At 34.1% G+C, this 26,514-nt stretch carries 28 protein-coding genes; 16 read left to right on the forward strand and 12 right to left on the reverse strand.

Going from position 1 to position 26,514, the window contains the following annotated elements; all coding sequences use genetic code 11:
• Window positions 1–5 precede the first annotated feature (5 nt).
• From GJJ64_RS03610 to GJJ64_RS03660, 11 genes are all read left to right on the forward strand, one after another.
• Window positions 6–797 carry a DUF1961 family protein gene (locus GJJ64_RS03610; protein WP_154286383.1) on the forward strand — a complete coding sequence of 264 codons (792 nt, stop codon included), beginning with the start codon at window positions 6–8 and terminating at the stop codon, window positions 795–797.
• A gap of 1 nt (window position 798) precedes the next feature.
• Complete coding sequence (locus tag GJJ64_RS03615) at window positions 799–2,430, forward strand: glycoside hydrolase family 43 protein (RefSeq protein ID WP_229655449.1); 1,632 nt, start codon at window positions 799–801, stop codon at window positions 2,428–2,430.
• Between the two features lie 17 nt (window positions 2,431–2,447).
• The gene (locus GJJ64_RS03620) at window positions 2,448–4,076 is read left to right on the forward strand and encodes a sulfatase-like hydrolase/transferase (protein ID WP_154286384.1); all 1,629 of its coding nucleotides are present in this window, start codon (window positions 2,448–2,450) and stop codon (window positions 4,074–4,076) included.
• Window positions 4,077–4,127: 51 nt separating this feature from the next.
• Complete coding sequence (locus tag GJJ64_RS03625; RefSeq protein ID WP_229655450.1) at window positions 4,128–5,723, forward strand: glycoside hydrolase family 43 protein; 1,596 nt, start codon at window positions 4,128–4,130, stop codon at window positions 5,721–5,723.
• Between the two features lie 11 nt (window positions 5,724–5,734).
• Entirely contained in the window at window positions 5,735–7,273 is a 1,539-nt protein-coding gene (locus tag GJJ64_RS03630) for a sulfatase (RefSeq protein WP_154286385.1), read from the forward strand.
• A 24-nt stretch (window positions 7,274–7,297) separates the two neighbouring features.
• Window positions 7,298–8,491, forward strand: coding sequence for a glycoside hydrolase family 88 protein (locus GJJ64_RS03635; RefSeq protein ID WP_154286386.1), 1,194 nt, complete (start codon window positions 7,298–7,300; stop codon window positions 8,489–8,491).
• Window positions 8,492–8,500: 9 nt separating this feature from the next.
• Window positions 8,501–9,139 carry an SGNH/GDSL hydrolase family protein gene (locus GJJ64_RS03640; protein ID WP_154286387.1) on the forward strand — a complete coding sequence of 213 codons (639 nt, stop codon included), beginning with the start codon at window positions 8,501–8,503 and terminating at the stop codon, window positions 9,137–9,139.
• Window positions 9,140–9,142: 3 nt separating this feature from the next.
• Complete coding sequence (locus GJJ64_RS03645) at window positions 9,143–10,684, forward strand: hypothetical protein (RefSeq protein WP_229655451.1); 1,542 nt, start codon at window positions 9,143–9,145, stop codon at window positions 10,682–10,684.
• 62 nt (window positions 10,685–10,746) lie between these two features.
• On the forward strand, window positions 10,747–11,961 hold the full coding sequence (locus GJJ64_RS03650) for a DUF2264 domain-containing protein (protein WP_195759221.1): 1,215 nt from the start codon (window positions 10,747–10,749) through the stop codon (window positions 11,959–11,961).
• Window positions 11,962–12,036: 75 nt separating this feature from the next.
• Entirely contained in the window at window positions 12,037–12,408 is a 372-nt protein-coding gene (locus GJJ64_RS03655; RefSeq protein WP_154286390.1) for a type II toxin-antitoxin system RelE/ParE family toxin, read from the forward strand.
• On the forward strand, window positions 12,380–12,670 hold the full coding sequence (locus GJJ64_RS03660; RefSeq protein WP_154286391.1) for a helix-turn-helix domain-containing protein: 291 nt from the start codon (window positions 12,380–12,382) through the stop codon (window positions 12,668–12,670). The genes GJJ64_RS03655 and GJJ64_RS03660 overlap by 29 nt, the downstream gene beginning before the upstream one ends.
• 16 nt (window positions 12,671–12,686) lie before the next feature.
• On the opposite strand, the gene yiaK is transcribed toward GJJ64_RS03660, so the two are convergent.
• Window positions 12,687–13,676: a 3-dehydro-L-gulonate 2-dehydrogenase gene (gene yiaK / locus GJJ64_RS03665; RefSeq protein ID WP_154286392.1), complete on the reverse strand. Its 990-nt coding sequence runs from the start codon at window positions 13,674–13,676 to the stop codon at window positions 12,687–12,689.
• 90 nt (window positions 13,677–13,766) lie between these two features.
• Entirely contained in the window at window positions 13,767–15,389 is a 1,623-nt protein-coding gene (locus GJJ64_RS03670) for an ABC-F family ATP-binding cassette domain-containing protein (protein ID WP_154286393.1), read from the reverse strand.
• A gap of 69 nt (window positions 15,390–15,458) precedes the next feature.
• On the opposite strand from GJJ64_RS03670, the gene GJJ64_RS03675 reads away from it, so the two are divergent.
• Window positions 15,459–16,022, forward strand: a complete 564-nt coding sequence (locus GJJ64_RS03675) for a hypothetical protein (protein ID WP_154286394.1) — start codon at window positions 15,459–15,461, stop codon at window positions 16,020–16,022.
• 1 nt (window position 16,023) lies between these two features.
• Here the strand turns inward: GJJ64_RS03675 and GJJ64_RS03680 are convergent, their stop codons facing one another.
• The 9 genes from GJJ64_RS03680 to GJJ64_RS03720 all read right to left on the reverse strand — a co-directional run bounded on the left by GJJ64_RS03680 (window position 16,024) and on the right by GJJ64_RS03720 (window position 21,571).
• Entirely contained in the window at window positions 16,024–16,479 is a 456-nt protein-coding gene (locus tag GJJ64_RS03680) for a hypothetical protein (RefSeq protein WP_154286395.1), read from the reverse strand.
• 10 nt (window positions 16,480–16,489) lie between these two features.
• Window positions 16,490–17,278 (reverse strand): DUF3050 domain-containing protein, encoded by a 789-nt coding sequence (locus GJJ64_RS03685; RefSeq protein ID WP_154286396.1) that lies wholly within the window; start codon window positions 17,276–17,278, stop codon window positions 16,490–16,492.
• 78 nt (window positions 17,279–17,356) lie between these two features.
• Window positions 17,357–17,647 (reverse strand): DUF3817 domain-containing protein, encoded by a 291-nt coding sequence (locus tag GJJ64_RS03690; protein WP_154286397.1) that lies wholly within the window; start codon window positions 17,645–17,647, stop codon window positions 17,357–17,359.
• Between the two features lie 2 nt (window positions 17,648–17,649).
• Window positions 17,650–18,027 carry a hypothetical protein gene (locus GJJ64_RS03695; RefSeq protein ID WP_154286398.1) on the reverse strand — a complete coding sequence of 126 codons (378 nt, stop codon included), beginning with the start codon at window positions 18,025–18,027 and terminating at the stop codon, window positions 17,650–17,652.
• 1 nt (window position 18,028) lies between these two features.
• Complete coding sequence (locus GJJ64_RS03700; protein ID WP_154286399.1) at window positions 18,029–19,378, reverse strand: MATE family efflux transporter; 1,350 nt, start codon at window positions 19,376–19,378, stop codon at window positions 18,029–18,031.
• A 13-nt stretch (window positions 19,379–19,391) separates the two neighbouring features.
• Window positions 19,392–20,027: an RNA-binding domain-containing protein gene (locus GJJ64_RS03705; protein WP_154286400.1), complete on the reverse strand. Its 636-nt coding sequence runs from the start codon at window positions 20,025–20,027 to the stop codon at window positions 19,392–19,394.
• A gap of 1 nt (window position 20,028) precedes the next feature.
• Entirely contained in the window at window positions 20,029–20,493 is a 465-nt protein-coding gene (locus GJJ64_RS03710) for a GNAT family N-acetyltransferase (RefSeq protein ID WP_154286401.1), read from the reverse strand.
• On the reverse strand, window positions 20,494–20,979 hold the full coding sequence (locus GJJ64_RS03715; RefSeq protein WP_154286402.1) for a DUF4442 domain-containing protein: 486 nt from the start codon (window positions 20,977–20,979) through the stop codon (window positions 20,494–20,496).
• Window positions 20,980–21,052: 73 nt separating this feature from the next.
• Window positions 21,053–21,571, reverse strand: coding sequence for a hypothetical protein (locus GJJ64_RS03720; RefSeq protein WP_154286403.1), 519 nt, complete (start codon window positions 21,569–21,571; stop codon window positions 21,053–21,055).
• A gap of 64 nt (window positions 21,572–21,635) precedes the next feature.
• On the opposite strand from GJJ64_RS03720, the gene GJJ64_RS03725 reads away from it, so the two are divergent.
• The 4 genes from GJJ64_RS03725 to rpmA all read left to right on the forward strand — a co-directional run bounded on the left by GJJ64_RS03725 (window position 21,636) and on the right by rpmA (window position 24,389).
• On the forward strand, window positions 21,636–23,015 hold the full coding sequence (locus tag GJJ64_RS03725) for a dicarboxylate/amino acid:cation symporter (protein ID WP_154286404.1): 1,380 nt from the start codon (window positions 21,636–21,638) through the stop codon (window positions 23,013–23,015).
• 80 nt (window positions 23,016–23,095) lie between these two features.
• Entirely contained in the window at window positions 23,096–23,512 is a 417-nt protein-coding gene (locus tag GJJ64_RS03730; RefSeq protein WP_229655452.1) for a hypothetical protein, read from the forward strand.
• 90 nt (window positions 23,513–23,602) lie between these two features.
• Window positions 23,603–23,914, forward strand: coding sequence for a 50S ribosomal protein L21 (rplU, locus tag GJJ64_RS03735; RefSeq protein WP_026903110.1), 312 nt, complete (start codon window positions 23,603–23,605; stop codon window positions 23,912–23,914).
• A 52-nt stretch (window positions 23,915–23,966) separates the two neighbouring features.
• The gene (gene rpmA / locus GJJ64_RS03740) at window positions 23,967–24,389 is read left to right on the forward strand and encodes a 50S ribosomal protein L27 (RefSeq protein WP_154286406.1); all 423 of its coding nucleotides are present in this window, start codon (window positions 23,967–23,969) and stop codon (window positions 24,387–24,389) included.
• Between the two features lie 201 nt (window positions 24,390–24,590).
• Here rpmA and GJJ64_RS03745 read toward each other — a convergent pair whose 3' ends face one another.
• Window positions 24,591–26,462 (reverse strand): LTA synthase family protein, encoded by a 1,872-nt coding sequence (locus tag GJJ64_RS03745; protein WP_154286407.1) that lies wholly within the window; start codon window positions 26,460–26,462, stop codon window positions 24,591–24,593.
• Window positions 26,463–26,514: the final 52 nt, after the last annotated feature.

Genomic DNA, 26,514 nt, shown 5'->3' on the forward strand with positions numbered 1-26,514 from the left:
TTGTTTTGAAGTATCTATTGCTATATCTTATCATCGTTCTAAATACTGCTTTTGCGCAAGATTTAGCTAAAGCTGATTTTAAAAACATCAATGAATTATCAGGCTGGAAGTTGTCATTTCAGGATGATGGAACAAAAGCTTGGCAAAAAAACTGGTTCTTAGATGGTTTAAGAGCAAAAATTGAAAACTCCGAACGTGGTTTATTATTTAGCGCCGGAGATGTTGAAGGTGATGATGCTTGTCATGCTGTATTATGGACAAAACAATCTTTCTCTGGCGATATTAAGATTACCTACAATTATACCCGTACCGATACAAGGCAAAACTGGGTTAACATTGTTTACATCTATGCAACCGGAATTGGAGAAAAACCTTACAACAAAGATATTTCTACTTGGAGCAATTTAAGGATGATACCTTATATGTCTTCCTATTTTAAATACATGAATGCTTTGCACATTAGTTATGCAGCTTATGACGATGAGTTACCTAAAGGACAAGATTATATCCGTTTAAGGAAATACCCGGTAGCACCTAAAGCAAATTTCTCTAAAACTACAGAAATAGCACCTTCTTACTTTGATACCGGTTTATTTATACCAGGGCAAGAGTATCAAATTACACTTATAAGGAAAGGAAATTGCTTTTATTTTCATGTAAAAGGAGACAAGCAAGACAAATTATATACTTGGGATATTTCATCTGCAACAAACATTACAGAGGGAAGAGTAGGTCTAAGGCATATGTATACAAGATCATCTCTATATAAAAATTTCAAAATTTATACTCACAATTGATATGAAGAAATTAGTACTAGGCAGTTTATTATTAAGTTTTTTTATGATTGGATTGTGCCAACGTTTGCACAGTCAAAATTATTATCAAAATCCTATTCTCAAAGGTTTTTATCCAGATCCGTCTATATGCCGTGTTGGTAGTGATTATTATATGGTTACTTCAACATTTGAGTACTTTCCGGGTGTGCCTATTTTTCATAGTAAAGATTTAGTGAATTGGAAACAGATTGGACATGTTTTAAGCAGACCATCACAACTTAATTTAGATAGTGTTAGAATTTCTGGAGGTATATACGCACCAACCATCCGGTATCATAACGGAACTTTTTATATGATTACCACCTTAATAGGAACTAAGCAAGGCGGTAATTTTTTCGTAACAGCAAAATCTCCGGCTGGGCCATGGTCAGACCCACAATGGTTGCCTAAAGAAGCCATAGGTATAGATCCATCTTTGTTTTTTGATGATGATGGTAAAGTATATTATACCGGAAATAAAAAACCTATTAATCAAGCTCAAGAAACTAGATATAGACAAATTTGGCTTCAGCAGGTTGATTTAGAGAAAAGAACATTTGTAGGTGAGCGTAGTATTATCTTAGAGGAAGGTGCTTTACATGGTGCACATAATGCTGAGGCTCCGCATATCTATAAAAAAGATGGTTATTATTATTTGGTTATAGCCGAGGGTGGTACTGCTGATAACCATGCAGTAACCATTTTTAGAAGTAAAAACATAAATGGTCCTTACGAAGGGAATAAGAAGAACCCAATTCTTACACATCGCCATTTAGGCGTAAATTATCCTATAACCGCAACCGGTCATGCCGATTTTGTTGAAACTCAAAACGGCGAATGGTGGATGGTTTTACTAGGAATAAGAAAATACGGTGGTTTACATTATAATTTGGGCCGAGAAACCTTTCTAGCTAAAATAGAATGGCAAGACGGTTGGCCTATTGTTAACCCTGGAGAAGGAAAAGTTTTAGCTCAGCAATTGAAGCCTAACTTACCAGAATTTAACATCACACAAGAGAATTTAAGGGATGATTTTTCTGCAGATACCCTTTTCTATTACTGGAACTTCTTAAGAACACCCAGAACAGATTTTTGGTCGCTATCTAAAAGAAAAGGTTTTTTAAGACTACAATTAGGAAAAGCACAAGTTACAGCGTTAGCAGCACCATCTTTTGTTGGAAGAAGACAACAAGATAGCTCTTTTACAGCCGAAACATCTTTGCAGTTTAATCCTAAAAAAGAAAATGAGCTTGCCGGAATGGTTTTGATGATGAATGGTAATTTCCAATATCGTTTAGAGAAAATATTGCAGAAGGGAAAACCACATGTGCAATTAATTAAAAGGTTTAAAGGTGTGGATGAAGTAGTGAACACCATAGCTATAGAGAAAGGCGATTTAGTGATGGGGATAAATGCTCAAGGACGAGATTTAGATTTCTATATCAAACAAAATGGAAAGAAACAAAACTTGGCTACAAAAGCAGATGGTAGGATATTAAGCGTGGTAAATGCTGGTGGTTTTACAGGAGTTTATATTGGTCTTTATGCTAGTTCTAAAGGTATTCAGTCAAGCAATTATGCTGATTTTGATTGGTTTGAATATAAAGGGTTATAATTTTTATTTCTGTAATCATGCTCAATAAAAATATAAGATACATTTTGATGCTAAGTTTAGGTTTTACTTTGCAATCAAACCAATTTCTTAAAGCACAGGAAAAAGTAAAGCATCCAAATATTTTATGGATTACCTGTGAGGATATGAGTGCTAATTTATCCATGTATGGCGATTCTACCATACAAACACCATATTTAAGCAAGTTTTCTCAACAAGCTGTGAAATATACTCGTATGTATTCGGTTGCTGGGGTTTGTGCACCAAGTCGGTCTGGTATTATTACAGGTATGTACCCTCCAGCTATCGGGACCCAACACATGAGAACAGGTACAGGTGGAGAAAAAGACCCATCTATACCAAGTTACCAAGCGGTAACACCGCCAGAGGTAAAAGCTTTTCCAGAGTATTTAAGAGCCGCAGGTTATTACTGCACCAATAATCAAAAAACAGATTATCAAATAGGGGAACCATTTACCGTTTGGGATGATTGTAGTAAAGATGCACATTGGCGTAACAGACCAAAGGACAAACCTTTTTTTGCTGTTTTTAACATCAATGAAACGCATGAATCTATGATCTGGAGAAATGCGAACAGACCTTTAAGGGTAAATCCTAAAGACATAAAATTACCACCTTATTATCCAGAGAGTGATATTATTAGAAGAGATATAGCTCGTTATTACGATAATATTATGCTGATGGATAGCATTGCAGGCAGCATTTTAAAACAGTTAGAAGATGATGGATTGGCAGAAAATACCATTGTTTTCTTCTTTAGCGACCATGGTGCTGCTTTACCTTGGTATAAAAGAGAAATTTATGAAAGAGGTTTACATGTGCCTTTTATGGTGAGATTTCCTGATGGTCAACTGGCCAATACAAGCGATAATCAGTTGCTAAGTTTTATGGATTTAGCACCAACCGTTCTTTCATTAGCCAATATTCCGTTGCCTAAGCATTTTAACGGACAAGCATTTCTAGGAAATCAAAAAGCTGAAAGTCCAAGGCGATACATATTTGCTGCTAGAGATAGATTAGATGAGCATTATGATTTAGTGAGAACTGTAAGGGATAGCAAATTTCAATATATCCGTAACTACCAACCAGAAAAATTGAACTATATGGATGTTGGTTTTCGTAAGCAAATGCCATTAATGGCAGAAATTCTTAAGCTTAGAGACCAAAAGAAGCTAGATAGTATTCAAAATAGATGGTTTAAAAGTAAGCCTGTAGAAGAACTTTATGACCTAGAAAAAGACCCTTTCGAGTTAAATAATTTGGCAGAAAACCCGGATTATGCTACTAAATTAAATGAATTAAGAGAGGTGCAGAATAATTGGTCTTTACAAATTAAGGATAAGGGCTTCATGTCTGAAAAAGATATGGTTCGTTTGATGTGGCCCGGGGGATTACAACCAACAACAGCAAAACCAACTTCACAAATTAAGCAACAGAAACAACTAACTCAAATTGCTTTAAGTTGCCCTACAAACGGAGCTTCTATAGGCTATAAAATAGGTGATTCTGGTTCTTGGGAATTATATCATCAGCCTATAGAGGTGAAAAAAGGAGTTAAAGTGTATGCCAAAGCTGTTCGTTATGGCTATAAAGAGAGTGAAGAGATTATCATTACCACAAATAAATAATACATGAAGCGCTTTATTGCAATTTTATATGTTACATTTTTGATGTCAATCTTGAACAATATTTCAGGATTGGCCCAAACTAAATCAACTTTTCAAAATCCTATTTTAAAAGGTTTTTATCCAGACCCATCTATTTGTAGAGTGGGAGATGATTATTATATGGTTACTTCTAGTTTTGAGTATTTTCCGGGAGTACCTATTTTTCATAGCAAAGATTTAGTGAATTGGCAGCAGATAGGTCATGTATTAAACAGGCCATCTCAATTAAATTTAGATAAAATTCATCCTTCAGGGGGGATTTTTGCACCTACAATCCGTTATCATAAAGGAACTTTCTATATGATAACCACCTTAATCACCAATAAAAACAATACAGGAACAAATTTTTATGTGACAGCTAAATCTCCTTATGGCCCATGGTCTGAGCCCAACTGGCTTGAAAATGCCCCAGGTATAGACCCCTCTTTGTTTTTTGATGATGATGGAAAAGTATATTATACAGGAAACAGAACTCCTGATGATAAACCAGCTGGTTCTAAATACAGACAAATTTGGATTCAGGAATTAGATACTGTAAAGAAACAATTAGTGGGTAAGGTTACCGTTGCTGTAGAAGAAGGTGCTTTACATCAAGCAGTAGTGGCAGAGTCTCCTCATATGTATAAAAAAGACGGTTATTATTATATCATGATTGCAGAAGGAGGCACTGGAATAGACCATGCAGTAACCATTTTTAGAAGTAAAAATCCACTTGGACCTTATGAAGGAAATAAGAAAAATCCTATCATTACACATCGTCATTTAGGTAAGCAATATCCTGTAGCTTGTATAGGGCATGCAGATTTGGTAGAAACACAACAGGGAGAGTGGTGGATGGTACTACTTGGTGTTAGAACCTATGGAGGTTTTCATTATAATTTGGGTAGAGAAACTTTTCTTACACCCATTAACTGGCAAGAAGATTGGCCTGTTGTGAATATAGGAGTTGGTAAAGTATTACTTGAAGAAAGAAAACCTAACTTACCAGCTTTCACCGCTAAAAAAGAAAGTACTTTTGATGATTTTAATAGTGATAGCTTACATTACTATTGGAATTTTTTACGTACGCCAAGAAGCAATTTTTGGTCTTTAACGGATAAAAAAGGATATATATCCTTACAATTAAGACCAGAGACATTAATAGATATCGCTCAACCTTCTTTTATTGGAAGAAGACAGCAAGACACCTCTTTCTTTGCAGAAACAAAAATGCTTTTTGAGCCTAAAGCAGCACACGAAAGTGCTGGTTTGGTAGTCATGATGAACAATAATTTCCATTTCAGGCTAGAAAAGATATTAGAAAACAGCAAACTTTATCTAAAACTCATCAGAAGACATGCTGGAAAAGAGGAACTTTTGGCTAAGCAAGAAGTTTTAAAAGGAGAGCTTGTTATAGGTGTTAAAGCTATCGGTCAGGATTACTCTTTTTATGTAAAGCAAAACGATAAAACCGTTTTTCTAAAAGAAAATGTTGATGGCAGAACGTTAAGTAGGGTAAATACCGGAGGATTTACCGGAACATATATAGGTTTATACGCCTCATCAAATGGTTTATCATCAAAAAATAAAGCATTTTATGATTGGTTAAACTATCAGCAAATAAAATAATCCAACATCATATGAAACCTAAATTTTTAGCTTTTTTAAGCTTAAGTTTCTTGTTTTTAACAACTGTTATTGCACAAGAACAAAAGAAACCAAATGTTTTATTCATTGCGGTAGATGATTTAAAACCTTATTTAAACTTTTATGGCTATGCGGCTGTAAAATCTCCAAACTTAGATAAGCTAGCAGAAAAGAGTACTGTTTTTATGAGTAATTATTGTCAGCAAGCAGTATGTGCCCCAACAAGAGCTAGTTTATTAACTGGTTTACGCCCAGATAGAACTCAGGTTTGGGATTTAAAGACACTCATCAGAGATAAAGTGCCACAGGTAGTTACTTTGCCACAACTTTTTAAAGAAAATGGTTACACTACGGCTGCATTAGGTAAAATTTTTGATCAAAGAAGTGTTGATAAGAAACATGATGAAATATCATGGTCTGAGCCTTATAAAAATAAGTTTAAGTTTCCTGATGCTTATGGTGCACCAGTAGCTGGTCATTATCAAAATCCAGAACTGAAAAAGAAATATGGCGATATATTAGAAGAAACACCTAACAATCCTAAGGTAAAAGAAAATATAAAAGTTTCTACAGAAGCTTTAGATGTGCCAGATGAAGCTTACGCTGATGGTGCTATGGTAACAGAAGCTATTAAAGATTTAAAAAAATATGGCAAGGCAGGCAAACCATTCTTCTTAGCAGTTGGCATTCGTAAACCACACTTGCCGTTTGTTGCCCCAAAAAAATATTGGGATTTGTATGATAGAAGCAAAATAGAGCTTGCAAAATGGCAAAAACCATCTATTGACGGACCTGCTATAGCTTATCATAATTCTGGCGAATTAAGAGGATATAATGATATTGTACCTTTAAATAATAATACAGAACAGTTAAGTTTAAATGAAGATAAACAGCGAGAACTTATACATGGTTATTACGCAAGTATCAGCTATATAGATGCACAAATAGGAAGGTTACTAAATGAGTTAAAAGCATCTGGACTAGATAAAAACACCATTATTATTCTTTGGGGAGACCACGGTTGGCATTTTGGCGATCACAACCTTTGGAACAAACACTCTAATTTTGAGCAAGCTACAAGAACTCCTTTAGTTATTTCAATTCCAGGCCAAAAGGAAAAAATTTTATATAATCATTCTACAGAGTTTGTAGACGTTTATCCAACTTTGGCAGAGCTAGCTCAAATTAAAACTCCTCAAGGTCTTGATGGTAAAAGTTTAGTTCCTGCTTTAAAAGGAGTACAAACGCCAATCAAAGATTTTGCTATAAGCCAATATCCACGTAAAGATAATCATATGGGTTATGCCCTAAGAACTAAACAATATCGTTATGTAGAGTGGGTTAAAGATTTTAGAACTACAGGCAATTTTAATGCAGCTAATGTACACGCTATAGAGCTATATGATTATGAAAAAGACCCTTTAGAAACAAAAAATGTTGCTAACGACCCAGCCTACAAACAAATAAAAGAAGATTTAAGCAACAGAATGCATAAATTTTATGCAGAGCAAGCAGCAAAAGTTAAAAAATAAGCTAACCATCAATATATCTCAAGAATGAAAAATTTAAAATTATTAGTAAGTGTTGTATCCCTAGGGTTTTTAAGTGAAGTTTCTTATGCTCAGGATGTTAAAAGTGCTTTTACTCATGCCGAGCTACAAGCAACAGAAATGCTAAAGCAAGTGAAACTGGCAAAAGAAAAAACTCCCACAAACAGTAAAAATGAGCCATTGGTATCTCCACGTACTTTAGAACACGGAGAACTAAAACTTGTAACTTCTAAAGACTGGACAAGCGGATTCTTTCCGGGTGAGTTATGGTATTTATATGATTATACCAAAAACCCTAAATGGTTAAATGCTGCAAAAGCTTTTACTGCTGATATTGAAAGAGAAAAGTTAAATGCAACTACCCACGATATGGGTTTTAAAGTGTTTTGCAGTTTTGGTAATGCATACCGCTTAACAAATGATAATTATTATAAAGATGTTATCATTCAATCAGCTAAAACCTTAGCTACTAGATTCAATCCTAAAGTAGGTGCTATCCGTTCTTGGGACCATAACTCTGATAAATGGGATTTCCCTGTTATCATAGATAATATGTTAAATCTTGAGCTTTTATTTGAAGCTACCAAGCTAACAGGCGATTCTTCTTTCCATAAAATTGCTGTAACACATGCTAATACAACTTTAAAAAATCATTTCAGACCTGATTATAGTACTTACCATGTCATCAGTTACAATCCACAAACAGGTGCTGTAGAAAAGAAAAATACGCATCAGGGTTATTCGCATGAGTCTGCATGGTCTAGAGGGCAAGCTTGGGGATTATATGGCTATACTTTATGTTACCGATATACAAAAGATAAAGCTTACTTAAAACAAGCAGAAAATATCGCTAAATATATTTTTACACATAAAAACTTACCAGCAGACTTAATTCCTTACTGGGATTTTGATGCTCCAGGAATAACAAATGAGCCAAGAGATGTTTCTGCCGCAACTGTAATAGCATCAGGTCTTTACGAGCTAAGTAAATACAGTAATAATAGTAAGTTCTATGTAGAAAAGGCAAATACCATTTTGAAAAATTTAAGCACAAAGTACATCGCACCAAAAGGTACTCATAAAGGTTTTGTATTGTTACATAGTACAGGGTCTAAGCCACATAATGGCGAGATTGATGTACCAATTATTTATGCAGAATATTATTATTTAGAAGCTTTATTAAGATTTAAAAATTTATAAGAAACAGATATGAAAAAGTACTTAAGTATAACTGCTTTATTAATTGTTGTGACTTTAGTTGCAGCTAGTTTTCAAACACCTAAAAATGTTTTAATTATTGGTGATTCTATTTCTATAGGATATACACCATTTATCCAAAAAGCTTTAACAGGTGTTAATGTTGAGCATAATCCCGGTAACGGAGGCCCTACAACAAGAGGAGTACAAAATATAGAGAAATGGGTTGGAGATAGAGAGTGGGATGTTATCACCTTTAATTTTGGTTTACATGATATGGTTCATAGAGATTCTTCAAATAAATATGATGTTGTAAAAGGTAAAATCAGTGTTCCTTTAGAAGATTATAGAAAGAACTTACAAATCATTGTAGATAAGTTAAAAGAGACTACAGCAACTATAATTTTTATCAATACTACAACAGTACCAGAAAATGCAGCTGGCAGAAAAGTAGAATCTCCGGCTCAGTATAATAAAGTAGCTCTAGAGGTGATGAAAAAGAATAAAATTGAAGTTTTAGATCTTTACAAGACATCTTTAACAGTACACCCAGCAAATTCTAAACCGGGTAATGTGCATTATACAGAGCAAGGCTACGAGTTATTAGCTCAGCCTATTATAGAAAGAATAAAATCTCATTTAAAAAAATAACCCATGCTCAGCAACATAAAAATAGTTAAAGCTATGCGCTCAATACATAAAATGGGTATTGTGTTATTAAGCTTAATAATACTCTCTTTTACTTATTACAAAGAGTCAAAATTTTACACCGTAAATAAAGACGGAACGCTAACCTTTAGGCCTGATGAGAAAGGAAATATCATCCCAGATTTTAGCAGGGTAGGTTACCATATGGGAGATAAAGAAATTCCTGATGTTAAGGTAGTTAAAACCATTTCGCCTGCTAGCGATGGAAGTAGCCAAGAAATCATCCAAAAGGCAATAGATCAAGTATCGGCTATGAAGCCTGATAAAGATGGTTTTAGAGGCGCTATTCTACTTAAAAAGGGTGTTTATAAAATCCCTGGAGCTATCACTATTAAAACCAGTGGTATTGTTTTAAGAGGAGAGGGTAATGATGCCAACGGAACTAAATTAATAGCTACCGGTAAAGATAGAAGAGTGCTTGTGCAAGTTTCTGGTGAGGGCGCACCTAGAGAGGTTAAAGGTACCAGAACTACTGTAACAGAAGACTATGTACCTGTGGGTAGGTTTTATTTGGAGGTAGAAAAGCCTGAGAATTTTAAAGTTGGCGATGAGATTATCATTTACAGACCAGGTACTGATGCTTGGATTAAAGACCTTCAAATGGATAAAATTATAGAAAGACCGGGTACTATCCAATGGGATGCTAAAAGCTATAATTTAACTTTTGAGAGAGCTATTACTGCTGTAAAAGGTAATAAAATTTATATCAATCAACCTATTGTAATGCCTTTAGAGAAAAAGTATGGTGGTGCAGAAGTTTATAAATTTACTTTCGCCGGAAGAATACAAGAAGTAGGTGTAGAAAATATATTATTCGAATCTGAATATGCTTCGGATACAGATGAAGAACACTCTTGGAAAGCCATAGAATTTGATAAAATCGATAATGGATGGGTAAGAAATGTTATATCTAGATACTTTGCTACTTCTTGTGTAAATGTGGATAGATATGCCAGATATGTTACCGTAACAGATTCTAAATGTTTAGATCCAAAATCGGTTATTACCGGAGGTAGAAGATACAGTTTTAATGTTGATGGTGCTTTTAATTTGGTTAAAAACTGCGAAACCACAGAAGGAAGACATGATTATGTAAGTGGCGCTAGAACCATGGGGCCAAATGTGTTTTACAATTGCAAAGCATCTAATACCCATGCAGATATTGGTCCGCACCACAGATGGTCTGCTGGTGCTTTGTACGATAATATTGTAACAGATGGCGAAATCAATGTACATGATCGTGGTAATTGGGGTTCTGGACATGGTTGGGTAGGTACTACCCAAGTTTTATGGAATTGTACTGTAAAAAGAGCTGCCGTACAAACACCATGGATTTCTGGTAAAAATTACTGTATTGGTTTAGTTGGACAAAAATATGCTGGTCGTTTAGAGGGTAAGCCCGATGGAGAATGGGAAAGTTTAGGTCAACATGTTAATCCGCAATCATTATACATAGCTCAACTAAAAGCTAGAAAAGGCAATAAATAATTTCAATACTGTTATATTTATAAAATAAACTTTATCCAAAAAGGGTAAAGTTTATTTTTTGTATGATGAAAAAGCTATTTACCCTATTACTGCTGACATTAATCAGTCAGAAATTTTACGCACAACAATTACCAGCGCCAGAAAAGCAAAGAAGCTATATGGTGAAGGCAATGTTGCAAATTGCCGACCCGGTTTTGCAAGCGCTTAGTAAAAACGAGCTAAAACAAACCATGCCTGTTGAGGCTAAGTCTCCAAACAATGCAAAATGGACTCATTTAGAAGCTTTTGGTAGAACCTTAGCTGGTATTGCACCTTGGTTTGCCTTAGGCGCTGATGATTCTCCGGAAGGAAAATTAAGAGCAAAATATATTCAATTAGCACAGTTGTCGCTTAAAAATGCTACTGATGAAAATGCTAAAGACTATCTCAATTTTACTGATGGTGGCCAACCTTTGGTAGACGCAGCTTTTCTTGCACAAGCTTTATTAAGAGCGCCAGACCAATTATGGAAACCTTTAGATAAGCAAACACAAGCTAATATTATTAAAGCTCTAAAGACTACTCGTAAAATCAAACCTTATTACAATAATTGGCTTTTATTTAGCGCAACAGTAGAAGCTGCCTTACTTAAATTTGAAGGTAGTTGCGATTTAATGCGTGTGGATTATGCCATAAAAGAACATTTAAACTGGTATAAAGGCGATGGTGTTTATGGCGATGGACCAGATTTTCATTGGGATTATTATAACAGTTTCGTTATCCACCCGATGTTTTTAGATGTGTTACAAACGCTTATAGGCGCAGGCATTAAAGAGCAAGAAACTTATGCCAAAGAACTTAAAAGAGCAGTACGTTATGCCGAAGTTCAGGAACGTTTAATAGCTCCGGATGGTACTTATCCTGTTATAGGACGTTCTATGGCTTACCGTTTCGGGGCTTTTCAATTATTATCACAAATAGCTTTAATGAAGGCATTACCTAAAAATGTATTGCCTCAACAAGTGAGATGTGCATTATATACTATGGTTAAAAATCAAATTGAGGCGCCCAATACTTTTGATAAAAATGGTTGGTTAACCATTGGTGTTTATGGGCATCAGCCAGAACTTGGCGAAACCTATATTTCTACCGGTAGCTTATACCTTTGTTCTCAAGTATTTTTGATTTTAGGTTTACCTGATACTGATGAGTTTTGGGTAGCACCCAATGCCAATTGGACATCTAGAAAAGTGTGGTCTGGTGAATCTATTGCTATTGATAAAGCTTTGAAGGAATAAAATGTCTTGGATAAGTTTTATTTACTTCTAAAATTTCTTTTGAATAATAGTGACTTATAAGTTACCTTTGTTGAAATGAAAGTAAGAGAAGTTGTAGCTTTTAAAGATTATTTTGAAAATTTCTTACGTGAACAACCAATTAAAGTTCAGGATAAGATTTTTAAAATTATTGAAGCTATTGAAACTCTGGAAAGAGTTCCCTCTAATTATTTGAAATTCTTAGTTGGAACAAATGGCCTTTATGAAGCAAGAATTCAGCTGGGTTCAAATATTTGGCGTGTATTCTGCTTTTTTGATGATGATAAGCTTGTGATTCTTCTTAATGGCTTTCAGAAGAAAACTCAGAAAACTCCTAAGAATGAAATTCAAAAGGCTCTTCATTTAATGGATGAATATTTTAACTCAAAAATGAAAGGATATGGAAACAAAAAGCTGGAAAGAGATTAAAGATACTGTCTATGGTATTAAGGGTACAGAAAGAAGAGATGAGTTAGAAAGAGATGTTGAAGGTTTTAAAATAGGTTTATTACTTCGTAAAGCTAGAGAGGATAAACATTTAACTCAATCTGAACTAGCAGACCTAGTAGACAAAAAAAGAGAATATATCTCAAGAATAGAAAATAATGGTAGTAATTTAACCTTGAAAACCCTTTTTGATATTGTAGAAAAAGGGCTAGGAGGTAAGGTTAAGATATCTATTGAACTCTAAAAATAAGTGGAATAGATTAAGCATTCAATAATTTATTCCACATTTGTTCATCAACAGGAATACCCTTTTCGGTGTTTTCTTTTCTGATGTGGAGGGTTCTTTCTCCGGGATAGTAAATTTCTTGTCCTTCAATAGTTTCTGCGGATTTGGTATAAGCCACAATTTCATCAATGATATTTTGGCTGTTTGGAAATAGCTTAGTATCTATACACATATAAACTTGTGAAATACCTGTTTCTTTCTCGCTTTGGGTAATTTTAGCAGTAGAAGAGCCTCCGCTTAAAATACTTACTAATAAATCTAGCATAATACTTAATCCAGAGCCTTTCCACATACCAACAGGTAAAGTTCTTCTGGTTTTATATATAGCTGATGGATTTTTAGTTAACTCGCCAATAGCATCATAACCACCAAAATAGGGTAGCTCTTGCTCTTTAAGTTTGTATTCCTGAAGTTTTCCGTAAGAAAACTGCGACATCGCCATGTCTAAGACAATATGTCCGTTTGGATGCGGTACTGCAATAATAAGCGGATTGTTACCGATAGTTGGCTTTTTTGCGCCCCAAGGAGGCATGATAGCAATGGTATTGGTAAAACTGATACTGATACATCCTGCTTCTGCAGCTTGCCAGCCATAAGTGCCGCCACGCATCCAGTGGTTGGTATTTTTTAAGGCTATACAAGCTATGCCGTTTTCTTTAGCAACATCAATAGCTCTTTGCATACAAAAACTAGCGTTCAGCATACCTGGTCCAAAATTGCCATCCCATTGTTCTAATAAACCGTGTTTGGTTATTTGAGTAGGCTCTGCATCAACATTTACCAAACCTTGTTTTACATAGTCTGCAAATACTTCAAACCTATTTAAACCATGAGAATAAACGCCATCTAAACTATTATTAGTGAAAATTTGGGCACAAGCTTGGGCTTTTTCATCTTTAAAGCCTAGTTTTTTTAATACCCTTACAAATTCTTGATAAAGTTCTTGATAGCTTACTCTTTTCATGTTTTAAAATTAATACTTTAATCTCCTTTAAAAAACAAAAACCCGATTGTTATTTCTAGCAATCGGGTTTATGAATATCAAAATTAAAGCCTATTTGTAAAGCGCTTCTTTTTGTTCTTTTATAGCTTCATTGCTGATGTAATCATCATAACTCATTAATTTATCCAAATTACCTTTTGGAGAAATCTCTATAATTCTGTTAGCAACAGTTTGCGTTAATTCATGATCTCGTGAGGTGAATAAAATAACACCTTTGAAATCAACCATACCGTTGTTTAAAGCTGTAATAGATTCTAAGTCTAAGTGGTTAGTTGGTTCATCCATCATCAACACATTGGCACCTTCTAACATCATTTTAGAAAACATACAACGCATTTTTTCTCCTCCAGATAATACGCTACATTTCTTTAAAACTTCTTCACCAGAAAATAACATCCTACCTAAAAAACCTCTTACAAAGGTTTCGTCTTTATCTGCCAAAGAATACTCTCTTAACCAATCAATAAGATTTTCTGATTTACCATCAAAAAAGTCGTGATTATCATTAGGTAAATAAGATGACACTACAGTAACACCCCATTTAAATTCGCCTTTAAAGTCTTTGTCTTTGCCAGAGATGATGTCATAAAAAGCATTGGTAGCCAATGAGTTATTAGATAGTATAGCGATTTTGTCTCCTTTGTTTACAGAGAAGCTAACATCTTTAAATAAAACCTCGCCATTAACAACTTTAGTAAGATTTTCTACTTGTAAAACCTGGTCGCCAAGTTCTCTTTGCATCTGGTTAAACATAATGCCAGGATACTTTCTGCTTGATGGTTTAATTTCATCAATATTAATTTTTTCTAATGCTTTTTTACGGCTGGTAGCTTGTTTAGATTTTGAAGCATTGGCAGAGAAACGTCTGATAAATTCTTGTAACTCTTTCACCTTATCTTCCATCTTTTTGTTTTGATCAGCTCTTTGTTTTAGTGCTAATTGAGAAGATTCATACCAGAAAGAATAGTTACCTGTAAAGATATTCATCTTACCAAAATCTATATCCACAATGTGGGTACAAACGGTATCTAAGAAGTGTCTATCGTGAGAAACAACTAATACAATATTCTGATAATCAGCTAAAAAATCTTCTAGCCAAGCGATAGTGTCAATATCCAAATCGTTGGTAGGCTCATCCAGAATCAAAATATCAGGGTTACCAAATAAAGCCTGGGCGAGTAAAACCCTTACTTTCTCGTTACCATCTAATTCTTTTAATAATTTATAGTGTTTATCTTCTGTGATACCTAAATTGCTCAATAGGGTTGCAGCATCATTCTCTGCATTCCAACCATTCATTTCTGCAAAAAGGTTTTCTAACTCTCCGGCTCTTACACCATCGGCATCAGAAAAATCTTCTTTCATATAAATGGCATCTTTTTCTTTCATGATATCGTACAGTTCTTTATGCCCTTGCAGTACGGTTTCTATTACCGAAAAATCATCAAAAGCATAATGATTTTGGTTTAAAACAGCCATACGTTCGCCCGGAGTGAAACTTACAGAACCGCTGGTTGGGTCTACTTCGCCAGCAAGTATTTTCATAAAGGTCGACTTTCCAGCTCCGTTAGCGCCAATTACACCATAGCAATTGCCATGTGTGAATTTGAGGTTAACATCTTCAAAAAGTGTGCGTTTTCCAAAACGTAATGATAAATTAGAAACAGTAATCATGTAAAATCCTTATTTTGCGCAAAGGTAAGGTTTATCTGTGATAAATAAGGCTGGCTTTTATATTAATTGATGGATAAAGAACAATTAACCAACTTTTTAAAGCATCATTACCATAAACAAAAAACTATTGATTTAGCAAAACAGGTAGAAAGTGGTTCTATCAATATGGATGATGTTTTACAGCTTTGCTTTCAGCAAGATAAACAAATTGCTTTTAGAGCGGCTTGGCTTTTAGAATATGCAGAAATTGAAGCTCCTGCTGTTTTTAAACCATTAGTTCATCATTTTCTAAAACTTTATAAAATTACAGATAACCCTAGCGTACAAAGACACTTTTCTAAAATAGGAATGCGATTGGTGCATCGCAATTGGAAAGATTTTTATCAATTAACAACTCAAGATTTAAGTATCTTATTAGAACCATCTTTTGATTGGTTGATAAATCCTAAAGTACCAGTTGCCGTGAAATGTAATTGCCTAGATATCATTTATGCACTTTCTGATGAGCAAGATTGGACTTTAGAAGAACTTAAAGTTGTTTTACAGAATTTTTTAACTTCTTCTTCTCCAGCTTTAATTTCAAGAGCAAAAAGAGTATTGTATAAAATAAAGAGGAAAGAGCAAAAGCGTTAATTTATCTAGCAGTTCTGCGTTTGCCTTCTGCTGATAATGCAAAGCTATTGCTTCGAGTAAGTTTTTTAATATAATCAGTTTTTCTAAAACGTAAAGCGCTCCAATCTTCATCAATAGCTATTTGCCTCACAGGTTCTAAATTATATTTTCCTATGGCTTTCCAACCGTTATCCCTGTTAAATTCACAAGTGTACTTTTTTGATGTTCCTTTTGGATAGCAGTACCATAAAATAGCATCTCCCTCAAGTTTTGGATAAATGATGGAGATGCTATTGTCTATTTCTTCTTGCTTGGTTGCAAACACCATAATGAAGTTAATTTCTTTATCATCCAAAGCTTTATGAATTGCTGTAAATTGCTTCATAACTTCTAATTCATCATCAAGGCTTTTTGGAGCATTAATGATATAAATAGCTTTCTGATCTTTGAAATTTAATTTCTTAAATAATGGTGTCATTTGTTTTGGTTTATGCCATCACTTGTTTTTTAGCCAAAAGTTCATGGTAAACACCATCCCAAAGTTGTATGCGTTTTTGTAATGATGCTATGGTTGCCGTTTTTGCTTCTTCCCAATATTGCTCATCATCGCCACATAAATTGGCTGTCATTTGTAAGGCTAAATGACTGTGATGATCTCCATCAACTTCTATATGCCTTTCTAAATAATACTTGAAAATAGAAATATTATCTGGGAATTCTTTATTGATATCGTTAATGATAGACATAAACATACCCGGAATTAAATCTTCTCTGCCAAACGTAAAAATTGCCGACTGTAAATGACTTTTTTCGCTGGCAATCGTTTCAAAAGTGAAGTTTACGAAAGCTTTGGCTGCTTCCGAAGTATGTGCAATATCAAAAGCTTGATTTAAATCTTTGCCGCTTTTTAGGGCATCAATAAAAGTATTAATTTCACTTACATCGGCACCGCATTGTTGCATAGCATCTAAGTAAATTTCAAAATGACTTTTACGTACACCATGCATATCTACATCCGATTCTTCGCCAACCACAATCTCGTTAATAAGAAAACGCGTATCAGCATCACCAACCGGAAACCAAGGCGTGTTTACACAGGTAAGACTATTTTGTAGGGTTTTTAAGAGCGACATAAAATCCCATACAGCATAAACATGATATTTCATAAAAAGCTTTAAATCATCTAAATCTTTAATAAGATGATAAACTTTATGATTGATGATTTCTTGTCTTAAAGGCTCTATTTCTTCTTGAATTTTTTGAATTTGATATTGCATGTTCTAATGTTTAATATTCTTCAATCATTAGTTTAAAAACGAGGGTATGAGGGTATTGGTTTTGAGATTATTTAAATTTTACCATTTAGAAAACCATTTGCTATCTGCATAAAAAGTTCCGAAAGGTACTAATGAAACCAAAAATGCTAAAGTCATTTGCCAAAATTTCCATTTTAAAACATAGCTAACTCTTAGCAACAGGAATACATAAAGCACAAAAAGAAGTCCGTGTGCCATACCCACCACATAATTGGGTTGTGGCATAGCAAACTGATATTTTAAAATCATGGTGAAACCTAGTAAGATATAAGACCATCCTTCTAAAATGGCTATAGATCTAAATTGTTGGAGCGGCGTTTTAAATTGCATAATTATAATTGTTCTGAAACTCTTTTGAAAATGAAGGCACTTAATCTTTTATTAATTTCTGATGCGTTTTGTAAATAAAAATCTAATTCCTCAGAAGTTAAAAAACCGGCAATTACACCAAATAACATCGTTTTTAATTGGATGTTTGATTTTAAAGCCTGCTGTAAAAGTTTAACCTTATCTAAGCTTTGCTGCTGAGAGAAATTTTTATAGTTTTTTTGTAAGAAATCTGTACAAATACGAACTAAAACGTCATTCTGAAGTTTTAAAACGGCTCTTAAGGTGAAGTTTTGAAACTTGCTTAAATCTTCTGCTATGCTTTCTGGGTTTTCAATAACAATTGCAGGTCTGTAATGTAACAGAAATTCGTCTCGGTTCATCTTAAATTAATTTTTTAGAAAGCTTTTGAAAACGTAAAAAGAGGAGAATACTGGCTACTAATAAGCCCAAAGTAAGACCTATCCAAATGCCACTTACGCCAAAATTTAGTGTTATACCTAAATAGTATCCAACCGGCAAGCCAAATACCCAATAAGCCATAAATGTAATGAGGGTAGGCAAGTTTACATCGCCCATACCTCTTAAAATACCTAAGCCAACTACCTGTGCGCCATCAAATAATTGGAAAATAGCAGCTATTAATAATAAACCAGCGGCAATTTCTATTACAGCTGTATCTTTAGAATAAAAAGCTGGTAAAATATTATTAAGTCCCATGAAAAGAGCTGCTGTAATACTCATAAACACCAATACAATGTGGTAGCTGCTAATGGCAGATAAGCGTAGGTATTGGAAGTCACTTTTACCAAAATTATTTCCGGTTTTAATAGTGGCTGCTGCCGATATTCCGCTGGCCATCATGTAAGTTGTTGCGGCTAAATTGATAGCAACTTGGTGTGCAGCTTGCTCAACGGCACCAATGGTTCCAATTAAAATAGCGGCCCCACTGAAGGCACTCACCTCAAAAGTATATTGCATGGCCGTTGGTGCACCTTGCTTAAATATTCTTTTTAACCTTATTTTATCGATAAAATTCCAAACAAAGTTTTTAAGATATTTTCTGAAGTAAACCGACTTGAATACATAAATCACCATTATAATGGCCATAATACTTCTATCAATAAGGGTACTGTAGCCAACACCTTTAACACCCATTGGGCTGATACCAAATAAGCCTTTTACAAAGATTATCCCTAAAATAATATTGATAACATTTCCCCAGATAGAAATCATCATAGCTTGTTTGGTAAAGCCTAATCCCTCTGCAAACTGCTTAAAAGTTAGAAATACCATTAATGGGATAACAGATAAGCCTAATAAATTGAGGTATGGCTTGGCGTGGTAAACAACCTCTGGCGCTTGGTCTAAATGATCAATAAACAATACCGAGCCAAAGTAGATGAAGCAAAACAAAGCAATACCTGTAAATATATTGATGATTAAGCTGTTGCTTAATAGTTTACCACATTCTTCAAAATTGTTTTTGCCATTTTCTTGAGCTACCAAAGGGGTTAAGCCATAAGAAATTCCTATGCCTAATACCATGATAATCATGAAAATGCTATTAACCAAAGAAACAGCGGCTAGTGGTATAGTACCTGCAAATTGGCCAACAATAATACTATCTGCTGTATGTACTAATGTATGTCCTAGTTGAGAAATTACTACCGGAATAGCCAGCGTTAGATTCTCTTTATAGTGTGGTTTATATTTATTGTAAATTTTTTTCATGATGTAAACCCCTTTAAGAGGCTGTATAAAATTCTTCTTTTTCTGTTGTATGCACCCTAATAACTCCCGATAGAATAAGGTTAACCATAATTCTAGATGCTCTTCTTCTAGAGATATTCATCATTTTCGCATATTCTTTAAGGGTGATACGTTCGTTCTCCTCTAGATATTCTAAAAGGGCTTTTTCTTTAGAAGAGTAAGTAATCATAACGCCTTCCTCATCTTGTTGTTTACGTAAAACATCTACAACAATTTTACTTGCTAAAACACTTTTATCTTTTACCCTAATGTAAACCCACCATTTTTGGTCTTCGCCAAGTGCATAATGTGGCTTGGTATCGCTTGAGGATATTGAAACTACCAGTACCAATTTATCTTCAACATAAACTTCTTCAAAAATGGGCTCTAGCATAGGTTTTGCATAAAAAGTACAGGCTTTCTCAATCATGTACTTTTCTTCATCTTCTGCTTTTACACCTTTAATTGTCCCATCATCAGCCACGCCAATTAATAATTTACCGCCTTTGTTATTAGCAAAAGAAACCATGGTTTTAGCAATTTTCTCGCAAGAGGTAATGGTTCTTTTAAAATCTAACGCTACACCTTCGCCTTCAAAAATAAGCTGCTTAATATGGTAAGGTCTTAGCATGTTAATGAGTTTGATATGGCGTTAAAATCTCTAAAAATCTATCTGCTGCCTTTAAAGGCTCAAAACCAAATTGCTTGTATAAACCATGAGCATCTAAAGTAGCTAGTAACCATCTTTTTATCCCTTTTAAATCATCATTATTGATAATAGTTTGCATCAACCATTTAGATAAACCTTGTTTTCTATAATCTGGTAAAACAAATACATCGGCTACATAAGCAAAGGTACTTTCATCGGTAATTAAACGAGCAAAACCTATTTGCTTTTGCTGATGATAAAGTCCGTAACAGATAGAATGCTGAATAGCTTTTTCTAAACGTTCTTTACTGATACCTTTTGCCCAATAGGATTCTTGGCTCAAGAAATTAAATATCGCTTCAAAATCTAGCAAAGATTTATCTGTAGAAATGTTGAAACCTTTTTTTAAGAAGGTATCATCATTCATAAAAGTTTTTATGATTCCCATCTAATAAGCAATTGTGTGGTGTTCTCCCTGATATAAATTTCTAACGTAAACTTCATTACTTACTACCGCACAAACTTCTCCTTTTTTATTGGTAATAGATATAGGTAATGCTTTTACAAATTTACCTACTGTTTTAAGCTGATGTTCTGCTTCTGCAATATCTTCATCAGAAATAGAAATTTTGAAATATAAATCTGTATTACCAGGTTTTAAATATTGTATATGAGCACTTTTGAGCCAAACTCTGGTTTTATAGCCTTTTTTTCTAAAAATCTGATCGAAAAGTAAAGCATAAAAAGGGTCTGATGCACTAAAAATAGTTCCCCCAAAGATGCTTTTATTGTAATTTGTGTTAAAAATGCTTTTGATGATTTTTACCTCTACCGATTTAAAATCGCAACTAAACTTTTGCACCCAAATCCTTTGAAAGAATAAGGGAGGGTAAAATCTGAGCGCCCACTTTAAAGTTTTTGGAGATACCTTCATGAAGCATAAATATCCACAATATAAACAGCACCATGAAATTTAGCCCGCTTTATGAGCTAAATTTTACAAAGCCTTAATAGATATCTTGCATACTAAAGAATTTGCGTTGAGTTTTTACTTCTGCAATTAAGGCATCAAATTCTTGTTGATAATCAAACTGTAAATCTTCATCTAGCTTAGGAATAAGCTTGTAAATTCTTTTTAATTGCCTGTATAATAAGCCAATTAGAGGTTTATGGCTAGTATGGCATATCCCAGCATTTAAAAATAGTCGACAAAAATGTATGCTAATGTCAAGCTCGAAAACTTTAACACCTATAAATTTAATATGCTTATTCATGATTCTGATGGTTTTTCTTAAAACCTTAGTACAGGTATAATCAGAATAGGGGAGCTTCTTAAAATCTTCGTCTAACAACTTTTTTACATCTTCAACATAATCATCTGCTCGTTGGTTAAAAAAGAGCAGAAAGTTTAGTAATTCTTTATTCTCTGTCTTGTATTTGGACAATCTTAAACAATATTCTGCTAAAACCTCTTTAGGTAATTCTTGTAGCTCTTTTCGTATCAGATTTAATTTTGGGGCTTCCATCAGGATATGCTTTTGTGCTGTAAGCCAAAATAGTTACTTTTGTTGAATTCCCAACAAGCAATGCATGAAATTTAAAGCAAGTACTTTATTTACGCTCATCAGTATTTTTGTAGCGGCACTTCTCACCTTATTAAATCATTATCAAATAGTAGCTATAGATAGCCAGGTTCTTATTGGCTTTAGATGGTTAGCTATTGTAGGTTTGTTTTTATATGGTTTGAGGAAAAAATCTTTAACATCATGGATATTAATATCTATGGTAGTTGGGGCCGAGATTGGAAATGATTTTCCTAACATCGGGATGGAATTGCAGGTTTTAAGTAAGGTTTTCCTTAAAATGATTAAAACCATTGTAGCCCCTTTATTATTTGCTACGCTGGTTTTCGGAATAGCCGGACATTCAGATTTAAAGCAAGTAGGTAGAATGGGCTGGAAATCTCTAGTTTACTTTGAGGTTGTTACTACCATTGCACTTTTCTTAGGTTTGGCTGCTATAAACATCTCTAAAGCAGGTGTAGGCATTGGTAACCCACCCGGTGCTGTTGAGGAACTTCCTAAAGTAGAGGCGCAGACTACCTCTGATATTATTTTGCATATTTTTCCAGAAAACGTTGCAAAATCTGTAGCAGAAGGTCAGGTACTACAAATTGTAGTTTTCAGTATCCTATTTGGTATCGCTTTAGCAATGGTAAGAGAAGATAAACGTCAACCTATGTTGAAGTTTACAGAAAGCTTATCAGAAGTGATGTTCAAATTTACCAATTTGGTCATGTATTTTGCTCCTATTGGGGTTGGTGCAGCCATAGCTTACACCGTTGGGCATATGGGTCTAGGTATTTTGGTGAATTTATTTCAGCTATTAGCTACTTTATATGTGGCTTTAATAGTGTTTCTAGTGGGCGTTTTATTCCCAATAGCACTTATTGTTGGTGTTCCTATTAAGAAGTTTTTAAAGGCAATTGCCGAACCTGTTTCTATTGCATTTGCCACTACAAGTTCAGAAGCTGCGTTGCCAAGAGCGATGGAAGCTATGGAGCGCATTGGAGTGCCACGTAAAATTGTTGCTTTTGTAATGCCTACAGGTTATAGTTTTAATCTGGATGGGACTACGCTTTATTTGTCTCTAGCAGCTATATTTGTGGCGCAAGCCGCCGGGATGGAGTTTAGTTTTGGACAACAATTGGTTATTGTGTTTACTTTAATGTTAACCAGTAAAGGTGTTGCAGGTGTACCTAGAGCTTCATTAGTGATATTATTAGGTACCGCAGCTTCTTTTGGGATGCCTGTTTGGCCAATATTTATCATTTTAGGTATAGATGAACTGATGGATATGGCCCGTACTTCTGTAAACGTAATAGGAAATTGTTTAGCCACCGTAGTGATAGCGAAATGGGAAGGCGAGTTTGATGAAAATGCAAATAACGAAGAGATAACCACGATATGAGTAACAAAGCAAAAAAAATATTCTTAGCATTAAGTATTGTAGTACCCTTTCTTTTATACTGTGTTTTTTACTACAGTAAAATGATTAGTAATGCCCCTTATAAATACTCTGAGTTTACCTCTATTACCTTAAAAGCGGGTTTAGGTAAAAATTATGAGAAGACCTTTAATTCTAAAACCCAAGATTTTCAATATATAGATGTAAATGATTCTTTAGTTAAAACGAAGGTTCGTTTAAATAAAGATGATTTACTTTTCTTGCACAGAAAAGCAGCTGAATTGGGTTTTTGGGATTGGCCTGAGCAAATGATAGGCGATGAAACTGGTAAAGCTCCACGCTATTATCTGGAGTTTGAATACCAGCGTAAGAAAAAGTTTATGGAGATAGATGCCGAGTATAATGAAAATACGAAGCTAAGAGATGCAGCCTTACAGTTAGTTAAAACTGTTGATCAAGCCATTTTGGATGCTCAAGACCGAGAAAATAAAGCTAAATAATAGATAAAAATTAATTGTTTAATAGCTTGTTTTAAATAATTATATGCGTATATTTGCACCTCATTTTAAAACAAAATAAATTATTTAACCATGTACGCAATAGTAAATATAGCAGGACAGCAATTCAAAGTTGCTAAAGACCAGCATCTTTTTGTACACAGATTACAAGGTGATGAAGGCGCTAGTATTGAATTTGACAATGTGTTATTAGTTGAAAACGAAGGTAAATTTACCGTAGGTACACCTGCTGTAAAAGGAGCAAAAGTTTCTGCTAAAATCGTGTCTCATTTAAAAGGTGATAAAGTAATCGTTTTCCACAAGAAAAGAAGAAAAGGATATAAAAAGAAAAACGGACACCGTCAGTTCTTCACTAAAATCCAGATTGATAGCATTACTATATAATTAATTAGGTAACAAAACGTTAAACATCGTTTAGCAAAATAGATATAAAACCATGGCACATAAGAAAGGAGCCGGTAGCTCTAACAACGGTAGAGAATCACAAAGTAAGCGTTTAGGTATTAAAATTTTTGGCGGACAAGCTGCTACTGCAGGAAACATCATTGTTCGTCAGCGTGGTACTAAGCACCATCCTGAGAAAAACGTAGGAATTGGTAAAGACCATACTTTGTTTGCTTTAATTGATGGTAAAGTAGTTTTCAGAAAGAAAGCAGATAATAAATCTTATGTTTCTGTAGTTCCTTTTGAAGTAGCTGCACCAGTTGTAGAAGATAAACCAGCTAAAAAAGCTGCTGCACCTAAAGCAAAAGCAGAAGTAGCTGTTGAAGCTGCTGCTGAAGAGCCTAAAGCAGAGAAAAAAGTAGCTGCTAAAAAAGCACCTGCTAAAAAAGCTGATAAAGCAGAAGACGCAGAATAATTAAATTCTTAAAGAAATATAAAAGCCTGTTAGGATATGCTAACAGGCTTTTTTTGTATATAATCGGTGAATCAATTACCCATTTGGTTGAAAGTGATTAATTACCAACTTTATATTTTCCGTTTATTAGTTGTTGGTTTTACAGTACTATTTTATAAATGGCTAATTTACTGGATGAAATAAACTTGATAGATTTTCTTATCAATAATCTAAATAATCTTGGTAAATCCCTTGCATCATAGCTTTCGCTTTTAATAATAATGCCTCTTGTTTTTCTGGGCTTACGGACTTAGGTTTTTGATAAATAATAGTTTGACTAATAGGGTCATAAGAGATAGCTTGGTTATCTTCAACTATTCCAAATCCATTATCCCAATTATAAAAAGAAAAACCTTTGGTAGCTGTATTAAGCAGGTTATTACTGTACTTATAAGCTTGTGTTTGTAAACTTAATTGACCCATTAAGGTTGCAGCAATATCTGTTTGATTCCCAATTTTATCAATCACTTTGCCTTTGTACGTTTCTTGTAGTGCACCACCAAAAACTAATAAAGGGATATGGTATCGCTCGGTCATAAAGCTTTCATAAATATTTTTTGGTAAACGATGCCCGTGGTCTGCCACAACAACAAATAAGGTGTTATTGTACCAAGTTTCTTTTTTAGCTTCTTCTACAAAATTTAATAAGCATTCTGCTGTATAATGGCTGGTACTTCTAAATTTGTTTTCTATATTTTGTTTACCAAAAGCTCCTTCTTGCGGAAGTTCAAAAGGTTCATGATTGCTTAAAGTTAAAAGGGTAGAGAAAAATGGCTGATTTTCATGATTTAAAAACTGAAGTTGTTTTTTAAAGGTAACTTCATCATAAGCACCCCATTTTGATGTTAAATCTTCACTGTTAAAATCAGAAGCATCTTCTAATTTATGAACTTGACTGCTTATTAGGTAGGATTTAAAATTAGAAAATTCTGTGTCTCCACCATAAAAAAATGATGTTTTATAACCCGCTTGGCCCAAGGATTTAATTAAAGAAGGTAGCTTTTCTTGTTTATCGTTCTCTTTAATGATGCTTCTGATGGCTTGTGAAGGAAAACCACTTAGAATTGCTATCAAACCTTTGTCTGTTCTATCTCCAGAGGAATAAATATTACTAAACAATAAACCTTCTTTAGTTAAAGTGCTAAATGCAGGAGTAATGCCTTCTTCTCCACCTAGTTCTTGTACCACATCAGCTGTAAAGCTTTCTAGAATAATTAAAACAACGTTTGGTTTATTTACATTTAAAATCTTGAGTGTGTTTGTAGAATCTGTTTCTGGATAAAGCTCCTTTAAAATAGCCTCTTGCTGTACCTTATCTAGATATTGATATGGATTTTTCTTATCTGCTTTTTTAATATAATTTGAAAGTAAAAGCCAATCGGTATTAATAGCTGCATGGTTTAAAATAGGTTTTTCGCTAAAATAAACTTTACTTGGGTTCATAGGTGCAATTCCCCAACCACCTCTTATAGCTAAAAAAGTTAAACCTAAAATCAATAAAGCTATAGGGAACTTTACTAGAAAATAAGATTTATTTAAATCTGGTTCTTGCCTAAAGATGATTTTATTGCTGAGATAAAATCCAAACATACTTAAAGCAAAAACTATAAATAAGCTACTAAAAAGGGGAGAAGAAGCTGCCGAAGCCATAGCCTCTGATGGAGATTCGAACAAAAAATCTACTGCTCTAGCATTAATTTTTGTGCCCCACTCGGTATAAATGTTAAAATCTACAGCTGTAATCACAGCTGTTAAAAAAGTGAAAACAAATGTGTAGTTAAGGATAATTTTGCCTTGCAAAGGTATTTTAGGAATTAACCAACTGATGATAAATAGGATAAATGGTATAACTGATAAATAACCCGCCATGGATGCATCCATATGCATACCGTATAAGAAAGACAGGAAGATTTCATCGTTTGACACATCATCCAATCGTTCTATATTCCACCCGAAGAATACAATACGATTAACTAGAAAAAAAACTATCCAGAAAAGGAAGTACCTGATAAAAAAAGAGAGGCTTTTAAGCATGCTGCAAGTTAAATAACTTACATTTAGCTTAAAAGCCTTTTGTGAAATTTTA

This window comes from Pedobacter puniceum (genome assembly GCF_009674685.1).
Classification (GTDB): Bacteria; Bacteroidota; Bacteroidia; order Sphingobacteriales; family Sphingobacteriaceae; genus Pseudopedobacter; species Pseudopedobacter puniceum.

Excerpts from the sequence above, each read along its gene's own strand:
- GJJ64_RS03730 (WP_229655452.1), top strand. The coding sequence starts at position 23,096 with ATGATTAGTAATGCCCCTTATAAATACTCTGAGTTTACCTCTATTACC.
- GJJ64_RS03670 (WP_154286393.1), bottom strand. The coding sequence starts at position 15,389 with ATGATTACTGTTTCTAATTTATCATTACGTTTTGGAAAACGCACACTT.
- GJJ64_RS03715 (WP_154286402.1), bottom strand. The coding sequence starts at position 20,979 with ATGAAGGTATCTCCAAAAACTTTAAAGTGGGCGCTCAGATTTTACCCT.
- GJJ64_RS03690 (WP_154286397.1), bottom strand. The coding sequence starts at position 17,647 with ATGCAATTTAAAACGCCGCTCCAACAATTTAGATCTATAGCCATTTTA.
- GJJ64_RS03615 (WP_229655449.1), top strand. The coding sequence starts at position 799 with ATGAAGAAATTAGTACTAGGCAGTTTATTATTAAGTTTTTTTATGATT.
- GJJ64_RS03660 (WP_154286391.1), top strand. The coding sequence starts at position 12,380 with ATGGAAACAAAAAGCTGGAAAGAGATTAAAGATACTGTCTATGGTATT.
- GJJ64_RS03655 (WP_154286390.1), top strand. The coding sequence starts at position 12,037 with ATGAAAGTAAGAGAAGTTGTAGCTTTTAAAGATTATTTTGAAAATTTC.
- GJJ64_RS03685 (WP_154286396.1), bottom strand. The coding sequence starts at position 17,278 with ATGCAATATCAAATTCAAAAAATTCAAGAAGAAATAGAGCCTTTAAGA.
- GJJ64_RS03710 (WP_154286401.1), bottom strand. The coding sequence starts at position 20,493 with ATGGGAATCATAAAAACTTTTATGAATGATGATACCTTCTTAAAAAAA.
- GJJ64_RS03645 (WP_229655451.1), top strand. The coding sequence starts at position 9,143 with ATGCTCAGCAACATAAAAATAGTTAAAGCTATGCGCTCAATACATAAA.
- rplU (WP_026903110.1), top strand. The coding sequence starts at position 23,603 with ATGTACGCAATAGTAAATATAGCAGGACAGCAATTCAAAGTTGCTAAA.
- GJJ64_RS03705 (WP_154286400.1), bottom strand. The coding sequence starts at position 20,027 with ATGCTAAGACCTTACCATATTAAGCAGCTTATTTTTGAAGGCGAAGGT.
- yiaK (WP_154286392.1), bottom strand. The coding sequence starts at position 13,676 with ATGAAAAGAGTAAGCTATCAAGAACTTTATCAAGAATTTGTAAGGGTA.
- GJJ64_RS03680 (WP_154286395.1), bottom strand. The coding sequence starts at position 16,479 with ATGACACCATTATTTAAGAAATTAAATTTCAAAGATCAGAAAGCTATT.
- GJJ64_RS03720 (WP_154286403.1), bottom strand. The coding sequence starts at position 21,571 with ATGGAAGCCCCAAAATTAAATCTGATACGAAAAGAGCTACAAGAATTA.
- GJJ64_RS03620 (WP_154286384.1), top strand. The coding sequence starts at position 2,448 with ATGCTCAATAAAAATATAAGATACATTTTGATGCTAAGTTTAGGTTTT.
- GJJ64_RS03630 (WP_154286385.1), top strand. The coding sequence starts at position 5,735 with ATGAAACCTAAATTTTTAGCTTTTTTAAGCTTAAGTTTCTTGTTTTTA.
- GJJ64_RS03635 (WP_154286386.1), top strand. The coding sequence starts at position 7,298 with ATGAAAAATTTAAAATTATTAGTAAGTGTTGTATCCCTAGGGTTTTTA.
- GJJ64_RS03725 (WP_154286404.1), top strand. The coding sequence starts at position 21,636 with ATGAAATTTAAAGCAAGTACTTTATTTACGCTCATCAGTATTTTTGTA.
- GJJ64_RS03640 (WP_154286387.1), top strand. The coding sequence starts at position 8,501 with ATGAAAAAGTACTTAAGTATAACTGCTTTATTAATTGTTGTGACTTTA.
- GJJ64_RS03695 (WP_154286398.1), bottom strand. The coding sequence starts at position 18,027 with ATGAACCGAGACGAATTTCTGTTACATTACAGACCTGCAATTGTTATT.
- GJJ64_RS03650 (WP_195759221.1), top strand. The coding sequence starts at position 10,747 with ATGATGAAAAAGCTATTTACCCTATTACTGCTGACATTAATCAGTCAG.
- GJJ64_RS03700 (WP_154286399.1), bottom strand. The coding sequence starts at position 19,378 with ATGAAAAAAATTTACAATAAATATAAACCACACTATAAAGAGAATCTA.
- GJJ64_RS03745 (WP_154286407.1), bottom strand. The coding sequence starts at position 26,462 with ATGCTTAAAAGCCTCTCTTTTTTTATCAGGTACTTCCTTTTCTGGATA.
- rpmA (WP_154286406.1), top strand. The coding sequence starts at position 23,967 with ATGGCACATAAGAAAGGAGCCGGTAGCTCTAACAACGGTAGAGAATCA.
- GJJ64_RS03675 (WP_154286394.1), top strand. The coding sequence starts at position 15,459 with ATGGATAAAGAACAATTAACCAACTTTTTAAAGCATCATTACCATAAA.